Consider the following 22,691-nt stretch of genomic DNA (forward strand, 5'->3'; position numbering starts at 1 on the left):
GGCGGGGCCGCCTATCGGGGACGCATGGTCAGCGGGCCTGGCAGAGCGGGCAAAAGTAGGTCGAACGTTGGCCCTGGCGGATGGTCCGGATCGCCGTCGCGCACCGGCGACAGGGCTGGCCGGCGCGGTCGTACACCATGGTGTCGAGCTGGAAGTAGCCGCTCTGGCCATCGGCGCTGACGAAGTCGCGCAGCGTGCTCCCGCCCACGGCCAGGGCGCGCTGCAGCACCTGGACAATGGCCGCGTGCAGCCGCGCGGCGCGCGGGCCGCTGATGCGGTCGGCCCGCGTGGTCGGACGGATGCCGGCGCTGAACAGCGCCTCGCTGGCGTAGATGTTGCCCACGCCGACCACGATGTCGCCCGCCAGCAGCACCTGCTTGATGGGTGCCCGCCGCTGGCGCAGGGCCTGATGGAAGCGCACGGGGTCGAAGCCGGCCTCCAGCGGCTCCACGCCCAGCCCGCCCAGCAGCTGGACCGCGCGGGCGTGGTCCAGCGAAGGCACGCAAACCACCGCGCCAAAACGCCGCGGGTCGTGCAACCGCAGCAAGCCCTGGCTGGTGTCGAGCTCGAAGTGGTCGTGCGGGCCGGGGGGCGGCAGCGCCGGCGCGAACTGCAGGCTGCCCGACATGCCCAGGTGCACCAAAAGCCAGCCGCGGTCCATCTCCACCAGCAGGTACTTGCCGCGCCGCCCCACCGAGCGCACGCGCTGCCCCACCAGCGCCTCGGGCGCCACGCCGAGCGGCCAGCGCAGCGGCTTGCCCAGCCGGGCGGCGCGCACGGTGGCGCCGGCGATGCGGTCGGCAAAGCTGCGTCGGGTGACCTCGACTTCGGGCAATTCGGGCACGGCGATTCGGCGAAGGAATGGGTGGGACGGCGCGCGGGGAACGCCCGCCGGGGATTGGGATCAAGACACCAAAGGCCTCAACCCCTTCAATTATCATGACCCGATGAAACCTGCGCCGCTGCACAGACGTCTTCGCCTCCCGCTGATCGTGCTGACCTGCGCCGGCGCATTGGCCGGCCCGGCGGCCCTGGCACAAAGCCCGCTCAACCCGGCCGCGAGCAGTTCCTCGCTCGACGCGCCCTTGTTCTATCAGCTGCTGCTGGGCGAGCTCAACGTGCGCGGCGGCGACCCCGGCGCGGGCTACTCCCTCTTCCTCGAAGCCGCCCAGCAGCAGAAGAACCCCGAGCTCTACCGGCGGGCCGTGGAGGTCGCGCTGCAGTCGCGCCAGGTCGACGCCGCGCTGGCCGCCGCGCGCGCCTGGGCCCGCGACATCCCCAGCGACGCCGACGCCAGCCGCTTCACGCTGCTCGCGCTGCTGTCCCTGGGCCGGGTGAGCGAAACCGCGGCTCCCCTGCGCGCCGTGCTGATGGCGACGCCGGCCGACGACCGCAACGGCGGCATCGCGGCCATTCCCCAGATGTACGCCCGGGTGAACGACAAGGCCCAGGTGCTGGCCGCCACGCGCGAGGCCCTGGCCCCCTTCCTGACCCAGCCGGCCCACGCGGGCGCGGCCTGGTCCACCATCGGCCGGCTCGAACTCGACCTCGACCGCCCGGTCGCCGCCACCGACGCCGCGCGGCGCGGGCACGCGGCGGACCCGGCCTCGCCCTACCCCGCGCTGCTGGCGCTGGAGCTGCTGGAGCGCGGCCAGGCCGATGCCGAGCCGGTGGTGCGTGAACACATCGACGCCGCCCGCGCCAAGGACCCCGCCAACACCGCCATCTCCACCGCCTACGCCCGCGTGCTGCTGGACCTGGGCCGCCTGCGCGACGCGCGCGTGCAGCTGGAGCGGCTCACCACCCGCGCGCCGCAGCAGCCCGACCCCTGGCTGCTGCTGGGCATGCTCCAGGTGCGCGACAACGCCCTGCCCGCCGCCAACGTGTCGCTCGACACCTACCTGCAACTGGTGCGCGACGCCAACGACGAGCGCACGCGCCGCGCGCTCACGCAGGCCTATCTGCTCAAGGCCGAGATCGCCGAGAAGCAGCAAGACTACGTCGCCGCCAACGCCTGGATCGACCGCATCGACAACCCCGAGGAAATCATGGCCGCGCAGATGCGCCGCGCCTCGGTGCTGGCGCGCCAAGGCCGTCTCGACGAGGCCCGCGCCCTGCTGCGCAGCCAGCCCGAGCGCCGGCCCGACGATGCGCGCCTCAAGCTGATCAGCGAAGCCCAGCTGCTGCGCGAATTCAAGGCCTGGCGCGAGGCCTACCAGGTCTACGGCGAAGCCGTGCAGCGCTTCCCGCAGGACACCGAACTGCTCTACGAGCAGGCCATGATGGGCGACAAGGCCGGTCAGCCCGCCGACATGGAGCGCCTGCTGCGCCAGCTCATCGCCATCGATCCCAACCACCACCACGCCTACAACGCGCTGGGCTACTCCCTGGCCGACCGCAACGAGCGCCTGCCCGAGGCCAAGCAGCTCATCGAGAAGGCCGTGTCCATGGCGCCCAACGACGCCTACATCCAGGACAGCCTGGGCTGGGTCGAGTTCCGCCTGGGCAACACCGAGCGCGCGCTTGGCATCCTGCGCGAGGCCTATGGCAAGCGCCCCGACCCCGAGATCGCCGCCCACCTGGGCGAGGTGCTCTGGGTGAAGGGGCAGCACGACGACGCCCGCCGCGTCTGGCGCGAGGGCCTGGCGCTCGCCAGCGACAACGAGACGCTGAAGAGCACGCTCAAGCGCCTCAACGTCGAGCCGTGACAACGGCTTCCCCCTTCACCCGGCGTTCGGCCATGTTCGCCCTGGCCGTCGGCCTGGCCGGCTGCGCCACGCCACGCCTCCCGCGCGCGCCCGGCGAAACCGCCTGGGCTGGCCGGCTCGCGCTGCGCGTGGACAGCGCGCCGCCCCAGGCCTTCTCGGCGCTGTTCGACCTGCGCGGCAGTGCCGATACCGGCGAACTGCAGCTCACATCGGCGCTTGGCCAGACCCTGGCCACGGTGCGCTGGTCCGCCCAGGGCGCCGAACTGCAGCGCGGCAATCACACCACCCGCCGCGACAGCCTGGATGCGCTCACCACCGAACTCAGCGGCGCCCCGCTGCCCGTGCTGGCCATGTTCGACTGGCTGGCGGGTCGCGACGCCCCGGCCGGCGGCTGGCGCGTCGACCTTTCGCAGCACGCCAGCGGCCGCCTGGTGGCCCGGCGCGAACAGCCCCAGCCCTCGGCGGAGCTGCGCCTCGTGTTCGAGCAGCCATGAAGCGCCTGTACGACGTTCCCGCGCCGGCCAAGGTCAACCTGTTCCTGCACATCGTGGGCCGCCGCCCGGACGGCTACCACGAGCTGCAGTCGGTGTTCATGCTCATCGACTGGTGCGACCACCTGCATTTCGAGCGCCTGGACAGCGGCGCCATCGAGCGCGTGGACAGCACGCCCGGCGCGCTGCCCGAGGACGACCTGTGCGTGCGCGCCGCCCGCGCCCTGCGCCAGGCCACGGGCTGCACGCAAGGCGTGCGCATCACCCTGGACAAACGCCTGCCCGCCCAGGCCGGCCTGGGCGGTGGCTCGTCCGACGCCGCCAGCACGCTGCTGGCGCTCAACCGGCTGTGGAACCTGAACCTGCGGCGCGAGGCGCTCGCGCACATCGGCCTCGCGCTGGGCGCCGACGTGCCCTTCTTCATCGGCGGACGCCACGCCTGGGTCGAGGGCATCGGCGAGCGCCTGACGCCGATCGCGCTGCCGCGCGGTCACCTGGTGCTGGTCAAACCGCCGGGGGGAGCGTCGACGCCGCAGATCTTTGCCGACCCAGCGCTCAAACGCGATTCGAAAACTGCTACAATCCAAGGCTTTGCTGCAAACGGCAACCTCGAATCGCTGATGGCCTTCGGCCACAACGATCTGGAGCCGGTGGCACGGGCCCTGTGCCCCGAGGTCGGTGAATGCCTTCACTGGCTGGCAGACCAAGGTCTGTCGGGGCGCATGACCGGTTCGGGAACGGCGGTGTTCGCACCGTGCGGCGCGAACCCGGTTCTCGGTCCGGCGCCAGCGTCCTGGCAGGTGCGGGTTTGCGGCAACATGGATGCCCATCCATTGCTCGATTGGTGCGACGGCTGAACGGCCGGCCCATCAGACGGCGCAGCGGTTGAGCAACCTGCGACAATTCGGTGGTTCGTGGTTTCGCCACGGATCTCCAGCGTAGGGGAGTCGCCAAGTTGGTAAAGGCACCGGATTTTGATTCCGGCATGCGAGGGTTCGAGTCCTTCCTCCCCTGCCACCGTTTTTCTGACATCACTCACACTGGCCATCGTTGATGGCCGTTGTTTTTTGATCGCGGCCCCGCCGGTGGCCGCCAGACCGCTGGGAATGCCATGCAAGTTCAGCCCCCGGATTACATGATCTTCACCGGCAACGCGAATCCCGTGCTGGCGGCCGAGATCGCCCAGCACCTGGGCACGCAGCTCGGTGCGGCCACCGTGGGCCGCTTCTCGGACGGCGAGGTCACCGTCGAGATCACCCAGAACGTGCGCGCCCGCCATGTGTTCGTGGTGCAGTCCACCTGCGCGCCCACGAACGAGAACCTGATGGAGCTGCTCATCATGGTCGACGCGCTCAAGCGCGCCTCGGCCGAGCGCATCTCCGCCGTCATCCCCTACTACGGCTACGCCCGTCAGGACCGTCGCCCGCGCTCCAGCCGCGTGCCCATCAGCGCCAAGGTCGTGGCCAATATGCTGCAGACCGTGGGCGTCCAGCGCGTGCTGACCATGGACCTGCACGCCGACCAGATCCAAGGCTTCTTCGACATCCCGGTCGACAACATCTACGCCTCGCCCGTGCTGCTGGGCGACCTGCGCACCAAGAACTACGAAGACCTGCTGGTGGTCTCGCCCGATGTGGGCGGCGTGGTGCGCGCGCGCGCGCTGGCCAAGCAGCTCAACTGCGACATGGCCATCATCGACAAGCGCCGCCCCAAGGCCAATGTGTCCGAGGTGATGCACGTGATCGGCGACATCGAAGGCCGCAACTGCGTGATCATGGACGACATGATCGACACCGCCGGCACGCTGGTGAAGGCGGCCGAGGTGCTCAAGGAACGCGGCGCCAAGAAGGTCTACGCCTACTGCACGCACCCCATCTTCTCCGGCCCCGCCATCGAGCGCATCGCCAAGGGCAGCGCGCTCGACGAGGTGGTCGTCACCAACACCATTCCCCTGTCGCAGTCCGCCCAGGCCTGCGGCAAGATCCGCCAGCTCTCCGTGGCGCCGCTGATCGCCGAGTCGATCGCGCGCATTGCCTCGGGCGAGTCGGTCATGAGTCTGTTCGCCGACCAGGACAACCTGTTCTGATCGTCGGACGATAGCCCCGGCCGCCGCGAGGCGGCCTTCGTCAACCCGAGGCGTTCTGGTCGCGGAACCCCTCAACTGGAGTCAGTCATGCAATTCGTCGCTTTCGAGCGCGCCAAGCAGGGCACGGGTGCGAGCCGCCGCCTGCGCATCACCGGTCGCGCGCCCGGCATCGTCTTTGGTGGTACCACCGCCCCCGTCTCGATCGAACTCGATCACAACGCGCTGTGGCACGCCCTCAAGAAGGAAGCCTTCCACGCCTCCATCCTCGACATGGAGCTCAACGGCAAGGTCGAGAAAGTCCTGCTGCGCGATGTGCAATACCACCCGTTCAAGCCGCAGGTGCTGCACGTCGACTTCCAGCGCGTGGACGACAAGACCCGCCTGCGCAAGAAGGTGCCGCTGCACTTCACCGGCGCCGAAGAGTCGCCGGCCGTCAAGCTCGACAAGTGCCTGGTCAACCACGTGATCAACGACATCGAGATCGAGTGCCTGGCCACCCAGCTGCCCGAGCACATCACCGTGGACCTGAGCCAGGTCACCAAGGGCGCCACCGTGCACGCCGGCGACATCAAGCTGCCCAAGGGCGTGAAGATCGTCACCCACGGCCGCAAGGACATCACCGTCGCCACCGTGGTGGAGCCGGTGGAAGAAGTGGTGGCCGCGCCGGTCGCCGCCGCTCCCGCCGACGACAAGAAAAAGGGCAAGGGCAAGAAGTAAGCAGGGCCCCTACGCCCCACCGCTTCGCGGGTCGCTGCCCCCCCCAAGGGGGCGCGTGCCGGCTTGGGGCGGCCCGGCGCCGGAACCCTCTTCTGCCCTCCCGAAGGCCCGCCCCGCGCGGGCCTTTTCTTTTGGGACAATCCCGCCCCATGATCAAGCTCATCGCCGGCCTGGGCAACCCGGGCCCCGAGTACGAACAGACGCGGCACAACGCCGGCTTCTGGTGGGTGGACGAGGCCGCGCGCCTGCTCAAGGTCTCGCTGCAGATGGAGCGCTCGCACTTCGGCCTGGTGGCGCGCGCCAACGTGGGCGGCCAGCCGGTCTGGCTGGTCGAGCCGCAGACCTTCATGAACCTTTCGGGCAAGTCGGTGGGCTCGCTCGCGCGCTTCTACAAGATCGCGCCCGAGGAGGTGCTGGTGGTCCACGACGAGCTGGACCTGCCCCCGGGCGAGGCCAAACTCAAGAAGGGCGGCGGCCACGCGGGCCACAACGGCCTGCGCGACATCCACGCGCAACTGGGCAGCGCCGACTACTGGCGCCTGCGCATCGGCATCGGCCACCCGGGCAACAAGAACGAGGTGGCGAACTGGGTGCTCAAGAAGCCCTCGCCCGACGACCGCATCGCCATCGCGCAGGCGCTGGACCGCTGCCTCAAGGCCCTGCCCCAGCTCATCGCGGGCGAAATGGACAAGGCCACCGCCCTGATCCACACCAGCAAGCCGCCACGGCCGAAGCCGCCACGACCCGCCGCGCCGCCTCAGGCGGGCGGAACCTCACCCGAGGCCGACGACAAGCCCTGACCGGCCTTCTGCAGGCGCTGGTACTTCTGCCACAGCGTCTCCCTGGACTCCACGTGCGCCGGGTTGACCGGGATGCAGGACACGGGGCAGACCTGGACGCACTGCGGCTCCTCGAAGTGGCCCACGCACTCGGTGCAGCGCGAGGGCTCGATCACGTAGAACTCCTCGCCCATGGAGATCGCCTGGTTCGGGCACTCGGGCTCGCAGACGTCGCAGTTGATGCACTCGTCGGTGATCATCAGCGCCATGGCGGTCCTCCCCTCAGGCCTGCAGCGGCGGCGGCACGAGCCGCGCGGCCACCGAGGGATGCACCATGGTCGATACGTCGCCGCCGAGCTTGGAGATCTCGCGCACCAGGGTGCTGCTGATGCACTGCAGGTCGGCCTGCGGCAGCAGGAAGACCGTCTCCACCCCCGGATGCAGCTTGCGGTTCATGGCCGCCATCTGCGCCTCGTAGTCGAAGTCGGTGAGGTTGCGGATGCCGCGCACCACGGCCTGGGCGCCATGCTCGCGGCAGAAGTCCATGATCAGGCCATCGAAGGGCAGCGCGCGCACGCGGCCCGGCAGGCGCTGCGCGGCCTGCGCCACCATCGCCAGGCGCTCATTCACGCCGAACTGTGTCTTCTTGTGGTGGGCCACGGCCACGGCCACGATCACCTCGTCGAACAGCCCGGCGGCGCGGCGCACCACGTCTTCGTGGCCGAGGGTGATGGGGTCGAAGGTGCCGCTGTAGACGGCGATGCGGGCGGTGGTCTCGGGCATAGGGGGATTATCCCGTGGGCTCAGGGCGCGACCGGGCGCAGCAGGTGAAAGGCCACGGCGCCCGCGCGGCCGTGCCGGTGCAGGACCAGGCCCAGGGGCGCCAGCTCGGCGTCGGTCCAGGGGCGCGGGGACTCCAGGTAGACGAACCCCTCGGCCGACACGGCCTCGCGCGCCGCGCGCAGCGCCGGCTCGAACAGGCCGCTGGCGTCGAAAGGGGGGTCAAGGAAGACCACGTCAAGGCCCTGCCCCGCCGCCGCGCGCAGGGCCGCCAGGCCGTCGCCCCGCTGCACGCGCACGGCCTCGGCCTTCAGGCGCGCGCGCACGGCCTGCAGCTGCGCCACCAGTGCGGGCTCCTGCTCCACCATCAGCAGCTCGCGCGCCCCGCGCGAGGCGGCCTCGAAGCCCAGCGCGCCCGTGCCCGCGAAGGCGTCCAGGCCGCGCCAGCCGCTCAGGTCCTGGCCCAGCCAGTTGAACAGGGTCTCGCGCACGCGCGACGGCGTGGGCCGCAACCCGGGCCGGTCGGCCACGGGCAGCTTGCTGCGTTTCCACTGCCCGCCGAGCAGGCGGACTTCCTGCGGCGGCGCGCCCGAATGTCTTGTCATGCCTGCGAGCTTACCGGGGAGCGCCCGCCCCCGGCGTGGGACGCGGCCGGACCGGCTTCGCCGGACGGCCGGTGTCGCCCCTCGAGGGGGTCGCGCGAAGCGCGGCAGGGGCGGCCCCTATTTCCCGCCGACGATGACCGTGGCCAGGCGATCGGGATGCACCACCCGCTGCATCGCACGGCGCACCTCATCCACGCTCAGCGCGCGCACGCGCTGCGTCCAGGTGTCCAGGTAGTCCAGCGGCAGGCCGTTCCAGGCGATGTTGACCACGTTGTCGAGCAGCTTGCGGTTGCTGTCAAAGCGCAGCGCGAAGCCGTTGACGAGGTAGTCCTTGGCGGCCTGCAGCTCGGCCTCGCTGGGACCGTCGCTCACGTAGCGCGCCAGGGTCTCGCGCACCACGCGCACGGCCTCGTCGGCCTGATCGGGCCGGGTGCTGAGGCCGATCTGGAAGGCGCCCGCATGGCGGCCGGGCGAAAAGTAGCTGTACACGCCATAGGTCAGGCCACGCTTCTCGCGCACCTCCTGCGTCAGGCGCGAGGTGAAGCCGCTGCCCCCCAGGATGTGATTGCCCACAAGCAGGGGGAAGAAGTCGGGGTCGTCGCGCTTGATGCCCGGCTGGCCCATGAGCACCTGCGCCTGCGCGGCGGCCATGGGGAGGCGCTGTTCCGTGGGCGCGGCCAGGGGCTTCACCTCGGCCACCGGCGGCAGCTCGGCGCAGCCGTTCGGCGCGATGGCGCGCACCAGGGCGTCGACGATGCGCTCGGCGCCCGCGCGGTCCACTGCGCCCACCATGACGACCTGCGCGCGGCAGGCGGTGACGTGGCGGCGGTAGAAGCTGCGCATGTCGTCCACGCCGATCGCGCCCAGGGTGTCGGGCGTGGCGAAGCGGCCATAAGGATGGTCACCGTAGACCGCGCGGCCGAAGGCCTGGCTGGCCACGGTGGACGGCCGGTTCAGCGCCTCGCGCAGCGCCGCCACCGATCGCTCGCGGTCGCGCCGCCACACGGCCTCGGGCCAGGTGGGCCGCGCCAGCTGCTGCGCCGCCAGGGCCACGGCGCGCGGCAGGATCGCCGGGTCGCTCAGGCTGCGCAGCTGCACCGAGAAGCGGTCGCTGCCCGCGCTGGCGTCGAACTGCGCGCCCAGGTCCACCCAGGCCGCCGCCAGCGCGTTTTCGTCGCGCGCGGGCTGGCCCTCGTAGGCGGCCACGTCTCCCGACAGCTGGCCGGCCGTGGCGTTGGCGAGGCCGGCGCGCTCGGTCGGCTCTCGCCGGCTGCCGCCGTCGAAGTCCATCTGCACGTCGACCATCGGGATCGCGGGGCTGTTGACCAGATAGACCCGGGTGCCGCTCGGGTGCACCCAATGCTCGATGGGGATGGCCGCCGAGGCCGCGCCCAGGCCCAGCGCCAGGCCCAGCGCGGCCAGCGTTTGGCGAATGGCTCGCACCGTGCTCATGGCCGGCCCTCCGCCGCCCGCGCCTCGGGCACCAGCACGCCAGTGTTGAGCGTGCGGTCCGTGAAGTAGCGGCCCGCCACCGCGCGCACCTGCTCGGCCGTCACGGCCCGCAGGCCCGCCATCAGGCGCTCGCCCGCGTCGGTGGGCAGGCCGTTGACCCAGTAGCTGCCCTGCTCCTGCGCCTGGCTGAAGACCGAGTCGAGCTTGTAGACCTCGGAGGCGGTCCATTGCGTCTTCACGCGCTGCAGCTCTTCCTCGCTCACGCCCTCGCGCGCGATCCGCTGAATCTCGGCCTTGAGCGCGGCCATGGCGGCCTCGGGCGTGACGCCGCGCGCCGGCACGGCCGAGGCCGTGAACACCTGCGGCCCGCGCCCCATCAGGCCGTAGCCCGAGCTGGCGCTGTCGGCGATGCGCTGCCCCCCCGTGCCCTGTCCCTGCACCAGCGCGCGCTCCAGCCGCGCCCCGCTGTAGCCGTCGAGCACGCCCGACAGCACCGCCAGCGCCAGCGCATCGCGGCTGGCCGCGTCGTCGTTGCCGCTGTAGCGCGGCGCGTGCCAGGCCAGCACCACCAGGGCCTGGTCGGCCACGGCGCGGTACTCCAGCCGGCGCGGGCCCTGCTGCGCCGGTTCCGTGCGCGGCTTGCGCGCGGGCACGGCGCGCGCCGGGATGCGCCCGTAGGTCCGCTCGGCGATCTCGCGCACGCGCTGCGGGTCCACGTCGCCGGCCACCACCACGGCCGCGTTGGCCGGCACGTACCAGCGCTGGTGGAAATCGCGCACGTCCTGCGGCGTCATGGCGTCGATGTCGCTCATCCAGCCGATGATGGGCCGGCGGTAGGGACTGGCCTGCCAGACCATCGCATTGAAGGCCTCGAACAGGCGCGCGCGCGGCGACTCTTCGGTGCGCTGGCGCCGCTCTTCCTTGACCACCTCGATCTCGCGCGTGAACTCGATGTCGGGCCACTGGTTGCTGGCGAAGCGCTCGGCATTGAGCGCCATCACCGCCTCCAGCCGCTCGGCCGGCACCTGCTCGTGGTAGGCCGTGGCGTCGCGGCTGGTGAAGGCGTTCTGCTGGCCGCCCAGCGCGGCCACGCGCTCGGAGAACTCGCCCGGCTTGAGCGTGGCGCTGCCCTTGAACATCATGTGCTCGAGCGCATGCGCCACGCCCGAGGTGCCGTCGACCTCGTCCATGGCGCCCACGCGCACCCACAGCATGTGCACGGCCGTGGGCGCGCGGTGGTCGGGCCGCACGATCAGCGACATGCCGTTGGCGAGGGTGAATTGCTGGACCGCCGGGGCGGCGTTGGGTGGGGGTGCCGCGCGCGCGATGGACGCGGCCAGCACCAGCCCCAGGAGCATTGGGAGGCGTTTCATAGAATCCCAAGGATTCCAGAGATTCTGAAATGTTCTCGTTCTTTCGCAAAAAAAATCCCGCGCCCCCGCCGGAGGCGCCGGCCGTCCAGGCCCCCGTCGGCGGTCCCGCAGCGGCATCGGCCCCCCCATCGGCGCCGGCGCCCGTGGCGGTGCCAGCGCCCGTCGCCGCTCCCCTGCCCGCCCCGGTGGCCGCGCCGGCGGCCCCGCGCCAGGGCTGGCTCGACCGCCTCAAGTCCGGCCTGCGGCGCACCGGCAGCGGCATCGCCACGGTGTTCACGGGCACGCGCATCGACGAGGACCTGTACGAGGAACTCGAGGCCGCCCTGCTCATGGCCGACAGCGGCGTGTCGGCCACGCAGCACCTGCTGAACGACCTGCGCCGCCGCGTGAAAGAAGCCAAGGCCACTGAGCCCGCCGCCGTGAAGGCCTTGCTGGCCGAAGCCATCGCCGACCTGCTGAAGCCCTTGCAGAAGCCCCTGGTCATCGGCGAACACAAGCCCACGGTGATCATGGTCGCGGGCGTGAACGGCGCGGGCAAGACCACCTCCATCGGCAAGCTCACGCGCCACCTGGCCGACGAAGGCGCGAGCGTGCTGCTGGCCGCCGCCGACACCTTCCGCGCGGCGGCGCGCGAACAGCTGGCGGTCTGGGCCGACCGCAACACCGTCGACATCGTCACCCAGGAAGGTGGCGACCCGGCCGCCGTGTGCTTCGACGCGGTGAGCGCCGGCCGGGCGCGCGGCAAGGACGTGGTGCTGGTCGACACCGCCGGCCGCCTGCCCACGCAGCTTCACCTGATGGAGGAGCTGCGCAAGATCAAGCGCGTGGTGAACAAGGCCGACCCCACGGGGCCCCATGAAGTGCTGCTGGTCATCGACGGCAACACCGGCCAGAACGCGCTCGCGCAGGTCAAGGCCTTCGACGAGGCGCTGCAACTCACCGGCCTGGTCATCACCAAGCTGGATGGCACGGCCAAAGGCGGCGTGCTCTGCGCCATCGCGCGCGAGCGGCCGGTGCCGGTGTACTTCATCGGCGTGGGCGAGAAGCTCGAGGACCTGGAAACCTTCGACGCCCGCGAGTACGCGCAGGCCCTGCTGAGCTAGGCCCGCCAGCCGGCTTCAGCGGCCGCGACCGGATCCACCGCCACCGGGGCCGGCCCCTCCGCTGCCCGGACCGGAGCCGCCGCCGGGGCCGGCACCCGATCCCGGACCGCGGCCGGGCGGCGGCGCATCGGGCAAATTGACGCCTTTTTCGCGGGCCCGCGCTTCCATGCGCTCATGGTTCTCCGCGCGAATGCGTTCCCGCTCCTCATTGGTTTGCGCGGCGCGCATCCGGGCGCGGTACTGCTCCCGCTCGGCGGGCGTCATCAACTGATAACCGTAGATGTTTTGATCACGCAAGAGCTCGCGCGTCTGGTCCTGCGTCTGGTCTCGGGTCTGGTCTCGGGTCTGGTCTCGGGTCTGGTCTCGGGTCTGGTCTCGGGTCTGATCCTGGGCCTGAGCACCCGCGCCCAGCAAGGCCGCAGCCAACATCGCTGCCATCGAAAGTTTCTTCATCACGCATCCTCTTCAGTGGTTGTTGAAGCGCTCATGGGTCGATCCCATGCGAGGGCAATGTCGTGCGCAAGAGGGCGGCGTGTTTGTCGCAGCGCAAACTTGCTGCGCACCTGGCGGCCATGGGTGGCTTGCCCGAGAGGCGAACTGTTGATGCGTCAACGCGCGAGCGCGCAGGCTCGGCTCAGCGGGGCTCGTCGTCGCTGTAGTGGCGCCAGGCGCCCATGGCCTGGCGCATGGTCAGCAGCTGACGCTCGAAGTTCGGGCAGGCCTTGCACACGGCCAGATGCAGCCGCAGGGCCCAGCGCTCCAGGCGCGGCAGCTCGCGGTCCTCGCGCGCGATCATGAGCGCGACGGCTTGCTTGCAGGTGCGGCGCAACGGGTAGAGGGGCTTCATGCGGCGTCTCGGCGGGCGAACCAGTTGAGTTCGAGGCACTCGCGCAGGCGCAGGCGGGCCCGGTGCAACTGGACGTACAGGTTGGTCGGCGTGAGCGACAGCTCCTTACAGATCTCCTCGCTGCTCATCTCCAGCCACTCGCGCATCAGGAACAGGCGCCCCTGCGCGGCGGGCAGCTTTTCGGTGCAGGCCTCCAGCACGCTCAGGAACTGGCGGCTGCCCAGGTCCTGCTCGGGGTTGCCCCAGTCGGCCGGGCGCTCGGCGAAGTGGCCACCGGCGTCGAAGGGCAGATGGTCCAGCGGGTCGGCCTGGTCGTCCTCGCCCTGGCCCAGCGCCACCTCGCGCCCCTGGTGGCGCAGCGCGTCGACGATCTTGTGCTTGAGGATGCCCACGAGCCAGGTCCGCAGCTGCGCGCGGCGCTCGAAGGCCTGCGGCTTGGCGATGGCCGCGAGCACGGTCTCGGACACCGCGTCTTCGGCCCAGGCCTCATTGCGCAGCTGCAGGCGCGCGAACTTCATGAGGTAGCCGCGCGACGCGGCCACTTCCTGTTCGAACGTTGGGGACGGCATGGCGCGGCAGTGTAGGTCAAGCCGATGGCGGCGCGCCACGACAGGCGGTGTAAGAACCCACGCGCCGCCGCGACACACACGCACCAGATCGCCTGCACCGAGCCATCGCGCGGTGGGCACTGGGTTTGAGGAGTCCCTCCCATGAACCAACGCCAATTCCTCGCCGCCGCCGCCGGCTCCCTGATGTCGCTGGCCCTGCTCTCCACCCCCGCGCTGGCGCAGAACAGCGGCAAGGAGAAGTGCTACGGCATCGCCAAGGCCGGGCAGAACGACTGCGCCAATCTCGCGGGCACGCACTCCTGCGCGGGCCAGGCCAAGATGGACATGGACAAGGGCGACTGGAAGTACGTGCCCGCGGGCACCTGCAAGCAGATGGGCGGCCTGTCGGCCGACGAGGCCAAGAAGGCCTCGATGAAGAGCTGATCGCGCCAGGCCGCCGCACGCCATGCCGACCGTCCCGACACACGAGGCCGCCGCGCCAGCGCTGGGCATCGGCTGGCGCGCGCCGCACCAGCGCGCGCTGCTCGAGCAGCGGCCCGCGCTCGATTTCATCGAGGTGCACGCGGAGAACTTCTTCGCGCCCCACGCGGCCCTGCGGGCCCCTCTTCTCAAGGCCCGCGAGTCCTACGGCCTGAGCCTGCACGGCGTGGGCCTGTCGCTGGGCTCGGCCGAGGGCATCGATCCCTGGCACCTGGACCGGCTGGCCGAACTCGTGGCCGCCACCGAACCACGCTTCGTGAGCGAGCACGCCAGCTTCGCGCGCGGCACCTGGAGGGGCCGGGCCGTGCACGCCGCCGACCTGCTGCCCCTGCCCTTCACGCACGCCGCGCTCGCCGTGCTGTGCGCCAACGTGCAGCGCGTGCAGGACCGGCTGCGCCGCCCGATCGCGGTGGAGAACCTCTCGGCCTATGTGCACTGGCCCGAGGCCGACATGACCGAGGCCGACTTTCTCGCGGCCCTGAGCCGGCGCACGGGCTGCCGGCTGCTGGTGGACGTCAACAACCTGGTCGTCAACGCACTCAACGGGCGGCGCGCCGGCCGCGTCGAGGCCGCGCTGCCCGCCGTGCGCGCCTGGCTCGACGCGATACCGCCCGCCTGCGTGGCCGAGCTGCACCTCGCCGGCCACCAAGACCGCGGTGATCTGGTGATCGACGACCACGGCAGCCGCGTGTCCCCGCTGGTGTGGCAGGCGTACCGGCACGCCGTCGCGCGCTTCGGCGCCGTGCCGACACTGATCGAGTGGGACACCGACCTGCCCGCGCTGGCGGTGCTGCTGGACGAAGCCGACCACGCGCGGGCCCTGGCCATCGACGCGCTGAACACGCGCGTCCCGGAGCCCTGCGCATGAACGCCCGGCTCGCCCGTCAGCAGCGCGGCCTGCTCGACGCCCTGCTGCGGGCCCGCCCACCCGGGCCCGCATCCCCCTGGCACGGCCCCGGCCTCGGCGCCTACCGCGCCAACGCGCACGCCCACGCCGAACGCGCCCTGCTCGACGCCTACCCCGTGGTCGCCGCGCTGCTGGGCGAAGAGGCCTTCGCCACGCTCGCGCGCGCCCTGTGGCACCACCACCCGCCCACGCGCGGCGACCTCGGCGAATGGGGTGGCACGCTGGCCGGGTTCATCGCCGAGCAGACCGGCCTCGACCACCTGCCCTACCTGCCCGACGTGGCCCGCCTCGAATGGGCCTTGCATGGCGCCACCCGCGCCGAGGGCGCCCGCGCCGACGCCGCCAGCTTCGCCTGGCTCGAACGCGAACCGCCGGAGCGCCTGCGCCTGCGGTTCGCGCCCGCCACCGCCGTGGTTCTGAGCCGCTGGCCCGTGCTCAGCCTGCTCGACGCCCACCTGCACGGCGAGCCCGACCTCGCCACCGCCGCCCGCCGCCTGCGCGACGGCGTGGCCGAGAACGTGCGCGTCTGGCGCCAGGGCCAGGCCGTGCGGCTCACCCCCCTGGACCCCGCCAGCGCGCGTTTCGAGGCCGCGCTGCTGGCCGGCCACACGCTGGCGCAGGCCCTGGAGGTTGCCCCTCTCGACGCCCTCGGCTGGCTGAGCGAGGCCGTGCGCAGCGGACTGTGCGTGGGCGTGGCGCCCGCGTCCGAACCCAGCCCCAACACCACCGACGGAGCCCACCCATGAGCACGAACACCTTCAGCCACCGCATCGCCGCCGGCTGGCGGCCCCTGGCCCGTCTGCTCGACGCCGCCCAGCCCCTGGGCGCGCTGCTGGCGCGGCTCTATATCGCCCAGGTCTTCTTCCTCTCGGGCCTGACCAAGGTGCGCGACTGGGACACCACCCTGCTGCTGTTCACCGAGGAATACCACGTGCCCCTGCTGCCACCGGCCCTGGCCGCGCCCCTGGGCACGGCCGGCGAGCTGGCACTGCCGGTGCTGCTGGCCCTGGGCCTGGCCGGGCGCTTCTCCGCGCTGGGGCTGTCGGTCGTCAACGTGGTGGCGGTGCTCAGCCTGAGCGAGATCGCGCCGGCGGCCTTCCAGCAGCACCTCACCTGGGGCGCGCTGCTGGCGGCGCTGGCGCTGTTCGGGCCGGGGCGCTGGTCGCTGGACCACTGGCTGGGGCGTCACGGGCGTTGCTGAGCCCGCCGGCGCGGGGGCCGTACCATCGCGGCCCATGCGCAGCGGCATCACCCGACTCGTTCTCATCGGCGCCGGCCCGGCCCACCGCGAGGTGCTGGCCCGGCTGACGCGGCACCACCCGGCCGACCTGCAGGTCACCCTGCTGGCACCGCCCCCCGCGCCCGTGCACGAACCCCTGGTGCCGGCCGTGGTCGCGGGACGGTACACGGCCGACGCCTGCCGCGTGGGCCTGTCGGGCCTGCTCACCCTGGCCCATGCCCGCTGGGTGCCCGGGCGCTGCCTCGCGCTCGACCTGGAGGGCCGGCGCGTGCATGCCGCGCCGGCCGACGGTGGCGCCGCCCTCGAACTCCCCTTCGACCTGCTGTCGCTGGACACCGCGGCCAGCACCGACCGCGAGGCGCTGGAGCAGCGCCTGCCCGGCGCGCGCGAGCAGGCGCTGGCGCGCTACCCCAGCGAAGCCTTCCTGGGCCTGTGGCCGCGCGTGGTCGACATGGCGCGCGAGCGGCCGCTGTCCATCGCCGTCATCGGCTCGGGCGCGGCCGCCATCGAACTGGTCTTCGCCGCCGCCCAGCGCCTGCGCGCCGAGGGCCTGCCCGGCAGCATCCTCACCCTGCTCACCGACGGCGGCGCGCTGGCCGGCGAGCTGCCGCCCGACGTGGCCTCGCGCGTGCGGCGCGAGCTCAAGCGCCAGCGCATCCACGTGCTCAACGAGCGCTGCACGGGCATCACGGTCGAGGGCGTGCGCCTGGCCAATGGCGCGCTGCTGCGCTGCGACGTGCCCCTGGTGGCCGGTGACGCGCAGGCGCCCGCCTGGCTGCGCGGCACGCCGCTCGCGCTGGCCGAGGGCGGGCAGGTGCGGGTGAACCGCTTCCAACAGAGCACGAGCCACGCGCAGGTCTTCGCCGTGGGCCCCGCCGCGCGCCGCGACGACCACGCCTACCCCGACGCCGCCACCACCTCGGCGCGCGCCGGCGCCACACTGGCGCACAACCTGCTGGCCGCGTTCGAGGGCCAGCCCCTGAAACCGCACTGGCCGGCGCAGCGACCTCTCACGCGGCTGTCCTGCGGCACGGAACGCGCCATCGCCGCCTGGGGGCCGCTGCGCGCGCAAGGCGCCTGGGTGGCGCGCTGGAAGGACCGCGCCGAGCGCCGCGAGACCGCGGCGCCACCCCCACCGGCGGGCGAAACGGCCTCCACGAGGTAGCGCCGCCGCCACGGTCGGCCCGTAAACTGAGGGATCACTGCCCCCTACCGGTACCCACACCGACCGACCATGCGCCAGCGCCCTACCCCTGTTCTTCGATCCACCATCGCCCTGGTGGCCGCCCTGGGCGCCAGCGCCGCGCTCGCGCAGGCGGCCCCCGAACCGGTGCGCACCGTGCACCCCTGGCAGGCCGCGCCCCCGCGGCTGTCGGCCGAGGCCTATTTCACCAACCTCAAGGACGGCGACCGCATCGAGACGCCCTACGTGCTGAAGTTCGGACTCTCGGGCGGCTGGGGCCTGGCGCCCATTGCGCAGAGCGGGCACGGCAAGAGCGGCCACCACCACCTGCTGGTCAACCGCGACCTGCCGCTCAACTTCAAGCAAGCCCTGCCCTTCAACGACCAGTACATCCACTTCGGCAAGGGCCAGATGGAGACCGTGCTGAACCTCGCGCCCGGCGAGTACACGCTGCGCATGCTGCTGGCCGACCAGAAGCACCTGCCGCACTTCGTCTTCAGCAAGCCCGCCAGGATCACCGTCACGCGCAAGACCGGCGCCGACCCGGCCACCCTGCAGAAGAAGGGCCTGGCCCTCGACCTGCCGGACGGCGCCAGTCCGCGCCCGCCCTTCCTGGTGCGCTTTCACGCCTCGCTGCTCAACGTGGCGCAGATGTCGCAGAAGATCCCCGACACCGGCCACTTCAAGCTCACCGTGGCCCCCGCCGGCGGTGGCACGCCCGCCGTGATGGACTTCCGCGACGGGCAGACCGAGGTCTGGCTGGCGCCGCCCGCGGGCGCCTACCAACTCAAGCTCGAAATGCTCGACAACCTCGGCGCCGCCCAACCGCTGGCCGAGGCCGCGGCGGCGCGTATCGAGGTGCGCTGAGGCCAGACCGGACGGCGGGTTCAGCAGCCGAGCTGCTCCGCCAGGTCCAGCAGGTCGCGCGCGTGACGCGTATTGGCGGGGTCGGGCGACACGTCCTTCACGTGCGCGGCGCCGAACTCCAGCGGGCGCTCGATGTAGGCAGTGGCCAGGCCGCAGGCGCGCGCGGCGGCCAGGTCGTCCTGGTGCGCGGCCACCATCATGACCTCGGCGGGCGGCAGGTCGAACACCTCGGCCGCGCCCAGGTAGACGCGCGGATCGGGCTTGTAGGCGCGGAACACCTCGGCCGAGAGCACGCAGTCCCAGGGCAGGCCCGCGCGCTTGGCCATGTTCGTGAGCAGACCGATGTTGCCGTTGGAGAGCGAGCAGAGGGTGAAGCGCGCCTTGAGCCGCGTGAGGCCGGGCACGCTGTCGGGCCAGGGGTCCAGCCGGTGCCACACGCGGTTGAGCCGGGCGCGCTGGTCCTCGTCCAGGTGATCGAGCCCGAAGCGCGGCAGGATCTCGTCGAGGATGCCGCGGTGCAGCTCGTCGATGCGCGTCCAGGCCCGCTCGCCGCTGCGCACGCGCTGCATGGCAGGCTGGTAGCCCTCGCGCCAGGCGCGCGCGAAGGCGTCGGCGTCCACCTGCGGGTGAGCGGCCGACAGCTCGCGCACGATGCTGCCGTGCCAGTCGACGACGGTGCCGAAGATGTCGAAGACGAGGATGGACACCTGGGACATGGAAACGCTCCTTCTGCGTTCGGCGATCAGGCCACGCCGTACTGGCGCAGCAACGCCCCCCAGGCCGCGAGCTTGCGCTCGAACGGCCAGCTGGCGTTCGCCGGGCTGGTGGACGGCAGCCGGTGCACCGGCAGGCCAAAGGCGCGCGTGAGCCGCGCGTGGCGGAAACTCTCGCCACCGTTGTGCGCGATGGCGCGCAGTTCGGGGCAGCGGTGGCGCAGCTGCGCGAAGTCGTTCAGTTCGGCCGCGCGGATGGCGGTGTCCAGGCTGCCCTCGCGCTCGCAGCTGGCGTACACGTCCCACACGCCCAGGCCGCGCTCGAGCACGGCCGCCACGCGCAGGTCGTAGCCGGCCTGGGCCAGCGGCAGGCCCCACAGCGCGCCCAGGATCTTCCAGAAGGCGTTCTGCGGGTGCCCGTAGTACTGCTGCGCGCGCAGCGAGGCCACGCCCGGAAAGCTGCCCAGCACCACCAGCCGCGTGCGCGCATCGGCAATGGGAGGCAGGCCGAGCAGGCGCGTCATGCCAGGGCCGCCAGTCGCGGCAGCACGCGCCGCGCGTTCGCGCTCGTGGCCTGCGCGAGCTCGTCCACCGGCACGCCGCGCAGGCCCGCGATCACCGCGCCAATGCGCGGCAGTTCGCGCGGGTGGTTCACGCCCTGGGGCCGGCCGGCCGCGCGCTCGGCGGCCGTGGCGTACAGCCACTGCGGGGGGATGTCGGGCGCGTCGGTCTCCAGCACCAGGGTCTCGAGGGGCAGCTCGCCGGCCAGGCGGCGAATCTGCCGCGCGGTGTCGAAGGTGGACGCACCACCGAAGCCCAGCGCGAAGCCGCGTTCGGTGAAGGCCTGCGCCTGCGCCAGGCTGCCGTTGAAGGCGTGGCCGATGCCGCCGTCCACCGGCAGCTCGCGCAGGCCCTTGAGCAGGGCGTCGGCGCTGCGCCGCACGTGCAGGATCACCGGCAGGCCATGGCGGCGCGCCAGGCGCAGCTGCGCGCGGTAGAAGCGGATCTGGCGCTCGCGCATCGCGGGCTCGGTGAGTTCGGGCACGAAAAAGTCCAGGCCGATCTCGCCCACCGCCACCAGGCGCGGGTCGTCGCGGTGGGCGCGCAGGGCCTCATCCAAGGCGTCCAGGTCGGCCTCGTCCGCGGCCGGCACGCCCATCGGGTGGATGCCCAGCGCGTAGGCGTCACCGAGCCGGTGCGCGAGCTCGCGCACCGTGTCCCAGTTCGAGCGCGCCACGGCAGGGATCACGCAGCGCGCGACGCCGCGCCCGCGCGCCTCGCTGCGCAGGGCAGCGACCTCGGCGGCCGCGAACTCGGGCGCGTCGAGGTGGGCGTGCGTGTCGATCCACAAGGGCGTCATCGTTGCGCGTATAAGCTCGGGCAGGTCATTGTGACCGCAACACCCCAAGCCCCCAGGAGGACCCCCATGACACCCCGCTGGATCGCCACGCTCGCCCTGCCCTTCATCGCCGGCCTGGGCGCCTGCGCCATGCCCGCCGGTCCCGGCGGCGCGCCGCCCCTGGTGAGCACGGAGTGGCGGCTGGAGGACCTGGGCGGCAGCGGCGTGCTCGACCGCGTACCGGCCACGCTGGCCTTTCCCGAGGCGGGTCGCGTGGCGGGCCAGGGCTCCTGCAACCGCTTCTTCGGCAGCTACACCCTGGTGCAGGACCGCATCGCCTTCGGCCAGATGGGCATGACGCGCATGGCCTGCGCGGGCGCGGTGGGCGAGCAGGAGAACCGCTACATGGCAGCGCTGCAGAAGGCCCAGCGCGTGCAGGTGCAAGGCTCGACGCTCACGCTGAGCGTCGAGGGCATGGACAAGCCCCTGCGCTTCGTGCGCACCAGGCCGTGAACGGGCTCAGCCCAATCGGCCGGCGCTGAGGCGCAGCACGCGGCCGCAGCGCGCGGCCAGGCCTTCGTCGTGCGTGACCACCACGAAGGCCGTGCCCTGGTCGCGCGCCAGGTCCATCATCAGCGCGAAGACGCCGTCGGCGGTGGCGCGGTCCAGGTTGCCGGTGGGCTCGTCGGCCAGCACGCAGGCCGGCTGCGTGACCAGGGCGCGCGCGATGGCCACCCGCTGGCGCTCGCCGCCCGACAGCTCGGCCGGCCGGTGCGCCAGGCGCTCGCTCAGGCCCACGCGCGCGAGCGTCGCGCTGGCGCGCTCGGCCGCCTCGGCGCGCGGCAGGCGGCGGATCCACAGCGGCATGGCCACGTTGTCGTGCGCGCTGAACTCGGGCAGCAGGTGGTGGAACTGGTACACGAAGCCCAGGTGCTGGTTGCGCAGCTCGCCCTGGCGCGCCGGGCCCAGGGCCGAGAGCTGCTGGCCCTTGAGGGCCACCGTGCCGGCGCTGGGCGCATCCAGCCCGCCCAGCAGGTGCAACAGCGTGCTCTTGCCGGAACCGGAGGCGCCGACGATGGCCACGGTTTCGCCCGCACGCACCTCCAGGTCCACGCCCTGCAGCACGGTGACGTCGAGACGGCCTTCGACAAAGCGCTTGCTCAGGCCGCGCGCCTGAAGGACGACTTCACTCATAACGCAGGGCCTCGGCAGGGTTCACGCGGCTGGCGCGCCAGCTCGGGTACAGCGTGGCCAGGAAGGCCAGCACCAGCGAGATCACCGCCACGGGCACGATGTCGCCGCGCTGCGGGTCGCTGGGCATGCGGCTGATGAGGTAGATGTCCTGCGGCAGGAAGCGCGCACCCAGCAGGTGCTCCAGCGCGGGCACCAGGGTGTCGATGTTGAAGGCCACGCCCAGGCCCAGCAGCAGGCCCAGGCCGGTGCCGATGAGGCCGACCGCCGCGCCCTGCACCACGAAGATGCCCATGATGCTGCGCGGGCTCGCGCCCAGGGTGCGCAGGATGGCGATGTCCGCGCGCTTGTCGGTCACGGTCATCACCAGGGTGGACACCAGGTTGAACGCGGCCACCGCCACGATCAGCGTGAGGATGATGAACATCATGCGTTTTTCGAGCTGCACGGCCGCGAACCAGGTGCGGTTCTGGCGCGTCCAGTCGCGCACCACCAGGCCCGGCGGCAGATCGGCCGCCATCTTCACCGCCACCTCGCGCGCGGCGTGCAGGTCGCGGATCTTCACGCGCACGCCCGTGGGGCCCTCGACGCGGAAGATGCGCGCGGCGTCGTCCTGGTGCAGCATGGCCAGGGCCGAGTCGTATTCGTAGTGGCCCGAATCGAAGGTGCCCACCACCGTCATGCTGCGCACGCGCGGCACCACGCCGGCCGGCGTCACCTGCCCGCTCGGCGCGATCAGGGTCACCGTGTCGCCCACCACCACGCCCAGGCTGCGCGCCAGCTCGCCACCCAGCACGATGCCGTAGCCGCCAGACGCCAGGCGCGGCAGCACGGTGTCGGCCAGTTCGGCCGCGAGGTCGGTCACCTTGGGCTCCAGCGTGGGGTCGATGCCGCGCACCAGCGCGCCCTTCATGTCCTCGCCGCGGGCGATCAGGGCCTGCGCCCCCACGAAGGGCGCGGCGCCCAGCACCTCGGGCCGCGCCTCGATGGTGGACAGCACCTGGGGCAGGTTGGCAATGGCCTGGCCATTGGCCTCGAACACCTCGATGTGCGAGAGCACGCCCAGCATGCGGTCGCGCACTTCCTTCTGGAAGCCGTTCATGACCGACAGCACGATGATCAGCGCCGCCACGCCGAGCGCGATGCCCAGCATGGACACACCCGAGATGAAGGAGATGAAACCGTTGCGCCGCGTGGCGCGGCCGGCGCGCGTGTAGCGCCAGCCCAGCAGGAGTTCGTAGGGGGTTTGCATTTCTGAGGG

The 22,691-nt window shown here is 72.1% G+C and carries 28 protein-coding genes and 1 tRNA gene; 15 read left to right on the forward strand and 14 right to left on the reverse strand.

Features of this window, described 5'->3' with window-relative positions; translation table 11 throughout:
* Positions 1-28: 28 nt before the first annotated feature.
* Positions 29-844, reverse strand: a complete 816-nt coding sequence (gene mutM / locus SOM08_RS16585; protein WP_116959468.1) for a bifunctional DNA-formamidopyrimidine glycosylase/DNA-(apurinic or apyrimidinic site) lyase — start codon at positions 842-844, stop codon at positions 29-31.
* 103 nt (positions 845-947) lie between these two features.
* Between mutM and SOM08_RS16590 the strand changes: the two genes are divergently transcribed.
* From SOM08_RS16590 to pth, 7 genes are all read left to right on the forward strand, one after another.
* Complete coding sequence (locus SOM08_RS16590) at positions 948-2,708, forward strand: tetratricopeptide repeat protein (RefSeq protein ID WP_116959467.1); 1,761 nt, start codon at positions 948-950, stop codon at positions 2,706-2,708.
* On the forward strand, positions 2,705-3,202 hold the full coding sequence (locus SOM08_RS16595; RefSeq protein ID WP_322469336.1) for a lipoprotein insertase outer membrane protein LolB: 498 nt from the start codon (positions 2,705-2,707) through the stop codon (positions 3,200-3,202). Before SOM08_RS16590 ends, SOM08_RS16595 begins: the two co-directional genes overlap by 4 nt.
* Positions 3,199-4,056, forward strand: coding sequence for a 4-(cytidine 5'-diphospho)-2-C-methyl-D-erythritol kinase (gene ispE / locus SOM08_RS16600; protein WP_116959465.1), 858 nt, complete (start codon positions 3,199-3,201; stop codon positions 4,054-4,056). The genes SOM08_RS16595 and ispE overlap by 4 nt, the downstream gene beginning before the upstream one ends.
* 83 nt (positions 4,057-4,139) lie before the next feature.
* Positions 4,140-4,216 (forward strand) — tRNA-Gln (locus SOM08_RS16605).
* A gap of 94 nt (positions 4,217-4,310) precedes the next feature.
* Complete coding sequence (locus SOM08_RS16610; protein ID WP_070397430.1) at positions 4,311-5,285, forward strand: ribose-phosphate pyrophosphokinase; 975 nt, start codon at positions 4,311-4,313, stop codon at positions 5,283-5,285.
* Positions 5,286-5,372: 87 nt separating this feature from the next.
* Positions 5,373-6,002, forward strand: coding sequence for a 50S ribosomal protein L25/general stress protein Ctc (locus SOM08_RS16615; protein ID WP_070397429.1), 630 nt, complete (start codon positions 5,373-5,375; stop codon positions 6,000-6,002).
* Positions 6,003-6,151: 149 nt separating this feature from the next.
* The gene (gene pth / locus SOM08_RS16620; RefSeq protein ID WP_116959464.1) at positions 6,152-6,802 is read left to right on the forward strand and encodes an aminoacyl-tRNA hydrolase; all 651 of its coding nucleotides are present in this window, start codon (positions 6,152-6,154) and stop codon (positions 6,800-6,802) included.
* Here pth and SOM08_RS16625 read toward each other — a convergent pair.
* The 5 genes from SOM08_RS16625 to SOM08_RS16645 all read right to left on the reverse strand — a co-directional run bounded on the left by SOM08_RS16625 (position 6,760) and on the right by SOM08_RS16645 (position 10,991).
* Positions 6,760-7,050, reverse strand: coding sequence for a YfhL family 4Fe-4S dicluster ferredoxin (locus SOM08_RS16625; protein WP_116959463.1), 291 nt, complete (start codon positions 7,048-7,050; stop codon positions 6,760-6,762). The genes pth and SOM08_RS16625 overlap by 43 nt on opposite strands.
* 13 nt (positions 7,051-7,063) lie before the next feature.
* On the reverse strand, positions 7,064-7,564 hold the full coding sequence (gene coaD / locus SOM08_RS16630; RefSeq protein WP_070397426.1) for a pantetheine-phosphate adenylyltransferase: 501 nt from the start codon (positions 7,562-7,564) through the stop codon (positions 7,064-7,066).
* Between the two features lie 20 nt (positions 7,565-7,584).
* Positions 7,585-8,166, reverse strand: a complete 582-nt coding sequence (gene rsmD, locus SOM08_RS16635) for a 16S rRNA (guanine(966)-N(2))-methyltransferase RsmD (RefSeq protein ID WP_116959462.1) — start codon at positions 8,164-8,166, stop codon at positions 7,585-7,587.
* Positions 8,167-8,283: 117 nt separating this feature from the next.
* Positions 8,284-9,618, reverse strand: coding sequence for a pitrilysin family protein (locus tag SOM08_RS16640; RefSeq protein ID WP_322469337.1), 1,335 nt, complete (start codon positions 9,616-9,618; stop codon positions 8,284-8,286).
* Positions 9,615-10,991: a pitrilysin family protein gene (locus SOM08_RS16645; RefSeq protein ID WP_322469338.1), complete on the reverse strand. Its 1,377-nt coding sequence runs from the start codon at positions 10,989-10,991 to the stop codon at positions 9,615-9,617. Before SOM08_RS16645 ends, SOM08_RS16640 begins: the two co-directional genes overlap by 4 nt.
* A gap of 29 nt (positions 10,992-11,020) precedes the next feature.
* Here SOM08_RS16645 and ftsY point away from each other — a divergent pair, with 29 nt between their 5' ends.
* Positions 11,021-12,094 (forward strand): signal recognition particle-docking protein FtsY, encoded by a 1,074-nt coding sequence (gene ftsY / locus SOM08_RS16650; RefSeq protein ID WP_116959459.1) that lies wholly within the window; start codon positions 11,021-11,023, stop codon positions 12,092-12,094.
* Positions 12,095-12,109: 15 nt separating this feature from the next.
* On the opposite strand, the gene SOM08_RS16655 is transcribed toward ftsY, so the two are convergent.
* The 3 genes from SOM08_RS16655 to SOM08_RS16665 all read right to left on the reverse strand — a co-directional run bounded on the left by SOM08_RS16655 (position 12,110) and on the right by SOM08_RS16665 (position 13,510).
* Positions 12,110-12,547 (reverse strand): hypothetical protein, encoded by a 438-nt coding sequence (locus tag SOM08_RS16655; RefSeq protein ID WP_322469339.1) that lies wholly within the window; start codon positions 12,545-12,547, stop codon positions 12,110-12,112.
* 181 nt (positions 12,548-12,728) lie between these two features.
* The gene (locus SOM08_RS16660; RefSeq protein WP_116959457.1) at positions 12,729-12,941 is read right to left on the reverse strand and encodes a zf-HC2 domain-containing protein; all 213 of its coding nucleotides are present in this window, start codon (positions 12,939-12,941) and stop codon (positions 12,729-12,731) included.
* Positions 12,938-13,510: a sigma-70 family RNA polymerase sigma factor gene (locus SOM08_RS16665; protein WP_116959456.1), complete on the reverse strand. Its 573-nt coding sequence runs from the start codon at positions 13,508-13,510 to the stop codon at positions 12,938-12,940. Before SOM08_RS16665 ends, SOM08_RS16660 begins: the two co-directional genes overlap by 4 nt.
* Positions 13,511-13,651: 141 nt before the next feature.
* Here SOM08_RS16665 and SOM08_RS16670 point away from each other — a divergent pair, with 141 nt between their 5' ends.
* The 6 genes from SOM08_RS16670 to SOM08_RS16695 all read left to right on the forward strand — a co-directional run bounded on the left by SOM08_RS16670 (position 13,652) and on the right by SOM08_RS16695 (position 18,187).
* Positions 13,652-13,933, forward strand: coding sequence for a DUF2282 domain-containing protein (locus tag SOM08_RS16670; RefSeq protein WP_116959455.1), 282 nt, complete (start codon positions 13,652-13,654; stop codon positions 13,931-13,933).
* 22 nt (positions 13,934-13,955) lie between these two features.
* A complete protein-coding gene (locus SOM08_RS16675) occupies positions 13,956-14,858 on the forward strand; it encodes a DUF692 domain-containing protein (RefSeq protein WP_116959454.1) in 903 nt (300 codons plus the stop codon).
* Entirely contained in the window at positions 14,855-15,643 is a 789-nt protein-coding gene (locus SOM08_RS16680) for a DNA-binding domain-containing protein (RefSeq protein ID WP_116959453.1), read from the forward strand. Before SOM08_RS16675 ends, SOM08_RS16680 begins: the two co-directional genes overlap by 4 nt.
* Positions 15,640-16,098, forward strand: coding sequence for a DoxX family protein (locus SOM08_RS16685; RefSeq protein ID WP_116959452.1), 459 nt, complete (start codon positions 15,640-15,642; stop codon positions 16,096-16,098). Before SOM08_RS16680 ends, SOM08_RS16685 begins: the two co-directional genes overlap by 4 nt.
* Before the next feature lie 34 nt (positions 16,099-16,132).
* Positions 16,133-17,302, forward strand: coding sequence for an NAD(P)/FAD-dependent oxidoreductase (locus SOM08_RS16690; protein ID WP_116959451.1), 1,170 nt, complete (start codon positions 16,133-16,135; stop codon positions 17,300-17,302).
* 69 nt (positions 17,303-17,371) lie between these two features.
* Positions 17,372-18,187 (forward strand): DUF4399 domain-containing protein, encoded by an 816-nt coding sequence (locus tag SOM08_RS16695; protein WP_322469340.1) that lies wholly within the window; start codon positions 17,372-17,374, stop codon positions 18,185-18,187.
* A 20-nt stretch (positions 18,188-18,207) separates the two neighbouring features.
* Here the strand turns inward: SOM08_RS16695 and SOM08_RS16700 are convergent, their stop codons facing one another.
* From SOM08_RS16700 to SOM08_RS16710, 3 genes are read right to left on the reverse strand one after another with little or no spacing between them, the layout of a single operon-like run.
* Positions 18,208-18,903, reverse strand: a complete 696-nt coding sequence (locus SOM08_RS16700; protein WP_116959449.1) for a haloacid dehalogenase type II — start codon at positions 18,901-18,903, stop codon at positions 18,208-18,210.
* A 26-nt stretch (positions 18,904-18,929) separates the two neighbouring features.
* Positions 18,930-19,424 (reverse strand): DNA-deoxyinosine glycosylase, encoded by a 495-nt coding sequence (locus tag SOM08_RS16705; RefSeq protein ID WP_116959448.1) that lies wholly within the window; start codon positions 19,422-19,424, stop codon positions 18,930-18,932.
* Entirely contained in the window at positions 19,421-20,260 is an 840-nt protein-coding gene (locus tag SOM08_RS16710; protein ID WP_116959447.1) for a TatD family hydrolase, read from the reverse strand. Before SOM08_RS16710 ends, SOM08_RS16705 begins: the two co-directional genes overlap by 4 nt.
* 66 nt (positions 20,261-20,326) lie before the next feature.
* Here SOM08_RS16710 and SOM08_RS16715 point away from each other — a divergent pair, with 66 nt between their 5' ends.
* On the forward strand, positions 20,327-20,752 hold the full coding sequence (locus SOM08_RS16715; RefSeq protein WP_322469341.1) for an META domain-containing protein: 426 nt from the start codon (positions 20,327-20,329) through the stop codon (positions 20,750-20,752).
* A 6-nt stretch (positions 20,753-20,758) separates the two neighbouring features.
* On the opposite strand, the gene lolD is transcribed toward SOM08_RS16715, so the two are convergent.
* Both lolD and SOM08_RS16725 read right to left on the reverse strand, forming a co-directional pair.
* Positions 20,759-21,433, reverse strand: coding sequence for a lipoprotein-releasing ABC transporter ATP-binding protein LolD (gene lolD, locus SOM08_RS16720; protein WP_116959445.1), 675 nt, complete (start codon positions 21,431-21,433; stop codon positions 20,759-20,761).
* Complete coding sequence (locus SOM08_RS16725) at positions 21,426-22,682, reverse strand: lipoprotein-releasing ABC transporter permease subunit (RefSeq protein ID WP_116959444.1); 1,257 nt, start codon at positions 22,680-22,682, stop codon at positions 21,426-21,428. The genes lolD and SOM08_RS16725 overlap by 8 nt, the downstream gene beginning before the upstream one ends.
* Positions 22,683-22,691: the final 9 nt, after the last annotated feature.

The sequence above is a fragment of the Hydrogenophaga sp. SNF1 genome (assembly GCF_034421675.1).
In the GTDB taxonomy this organism is placed as follows: domain Bacteria; phylum Pseudomonadota; class Gammaproteobacteria; order Burkholderiales; family Burkholderiaceae_C; genus Hydrogenophaga; species Hydrogenophaga borbori.

Coding starts and splice junctions, on each gene's coding strand:
- SOM08_RS16665 (WP_116959456.1), bottom strand. CDS start 13,510: ATGCCGTCCCCAACGTTCGAACAGGAAGTGGCCGCGTCGCGCGGCTAC.
- SOM08_RS16625 (WP_116959463.1), bottom strand. CDS start 7,050: ATGGCGCTGATGATCACCGACGAGTGCATCAACTGCGACGTCTGCGAG.
- ispE (WP_116959465.1), top strand. CDS start 3,199: ATGAAGCGCCTGTACGACGTTCCCGCGCCGGCCAAGGTCAACCTGTTC.
- SOM08_RS16685 (WP_116959452.1), top strand. CDS start 15,640: ATGAGCACGAACACCTTCAGCCACCGCATCGCCGCCGGCTGGCGGCCC.
- SOM08_RS16680 (WP_116959453.1), top strand. CDS start 14,855: ATGAACGCCCGGCTCGCCCGTCAGCAGCGCGGCCTGCTCGACGCCCTG.
- SOM08_RS16675 (WP_116959454.1), top strand. CDS start 13,956: ATGCCGACCGTCCCGACACACGAGGCCGCCGCGCCAGCGCTGGGCATC.
- SOM08_RS16705 (WP_116959448.1), bottom strand. CDS start 19,424: ATGACGCGCCTGCTCGGCCTGCCTCCCATTGCCGATGCGCGCACGCGG.
- SOM08_RS16700 (WP_116959449.1), bottom strand. CDS start 18,903: ATGTCCCAGGTGTCCATCCTCGTCTTCGACATCTTCGGCACCGTCGTC.
- SOM08_RS16655 (WP_322469339.1), bottom strand. CDS start 12,547: ATGAAGAAACTTTCGATGGCAGCGATGTTGGCTGCGGCCTTGCTGGGC.
- SOM08_RS16590 (WP_116959467.1), top strand. CDS start 948: ATGAAACCTGCGCCGCTGCACAGACGTCTTCGCCTCCCGCTGATCGTG.
- SOM08_RS16645 (WP_322469338.1), bottom strand. CDS start 10,991: ATGAAACGCCTCCCAATGCTCCTGGGGCTGGTGCTGGCCGCGTCCATC.
- coaD (WP_070397426.1), bottom strand. CDS start 7,564: ATGCCCGAGACCACCGCCCGCATCGCCGTCTACAGCGGCACCTTCGAC.
- SOM08_RS16610 (WP_070397430.1), top strand. CDS start 4,311: ATGCAAGTTCAGCCCCCGGATTACATGATCTTCACCGGCAACGCGAAT.
- SOM08_RS16725 (WP_116959444.1), bottom strand. CDS start 22,682: ATGCAAACCCCCTACGAACTCCTGCTGGGCTGGCGCTACACGCGCGCC.
- pth (WP_116959464.1), top strand. CDS start 6,152: ATGATCAAGCTCATCGCCGGCCTGGGCAACCCGGGCCCCGAGTACGAA.
- SOM08_RS16690 (WP_116959451.1), top strand. CDS start 16,133: ATGCGCAGCGGCATCACCCGACTCGTTCTCATCGGCGCCGGCCCGGCC.
- SOM08_RS16615 (WP_070397429.1), top strand. CDS start 5,373: ATGCAATTCGTCGCTTTCGAGCGCGCCAAGCAGGGCACGGGTGCGAGC.
- ftsY (WP_116959459.1), top strand. CDS start 11,021: ATGTTCTCGTTCTTTCGCAAAAAAAATCCCGCGCCCCCGCCGGAGGCG.
- rsmD (WP_116959462.1), bottom strand. CDS start 8,166: ATGACAAGACATTCGGGCGCGCCGCCGCAGGAAGTCCGCCTGCTCGGC.
- SOM08_RS16660 (WP_116959457.1), bottom strand. CDS start 12,941: ATGAAGCCCCTCTACCCGTTGCGCCGCACCTGCAAGCAAGCCGTCGCG.
- SOM08_RS16710 (WP_116959447.1), bottom strand. CDS start 20,260: ATGACGCCCTTGTGGATCGACACGCACGCCCACCTCGACGCGCCCGAG.
- SOM08_RS16695 (WP_322469340.1), top strand. CDS start 17,372: ATGCGCCAGCGCCCTACCCCTGTTCTTCGATCCACCATCGCCCTGGTG.
- lolD (WP_116959445.1), bottom strand. CDS start 21,433: ATGAGTGAAGTCGTCCTTCAGGCGCGCGGCCTGAGCAAGCGCTTTGTC.
- SOM08_RS16670 (WP_116959455.1), top strand. CDS start 13,652: ATGAACCAACGCCAATTCCTCGCCGCCGCCGCCGGCTCCCTGATGTCG.
- SOM08_RS16715 (WP_322469341.1), top strand. CDS start 20,327: ATGACACCCCGCTGGATCGCCACGCTCGCCCTGCCCTTCATCGCCGGC.
- SOM08_RS16640 (WP_322469337.1), bottom strand. CDS start 9,618: ATGAGCACGGTGCGAGCCATTCGCCAAACGCTGGCCGCGCTGGGCCTG.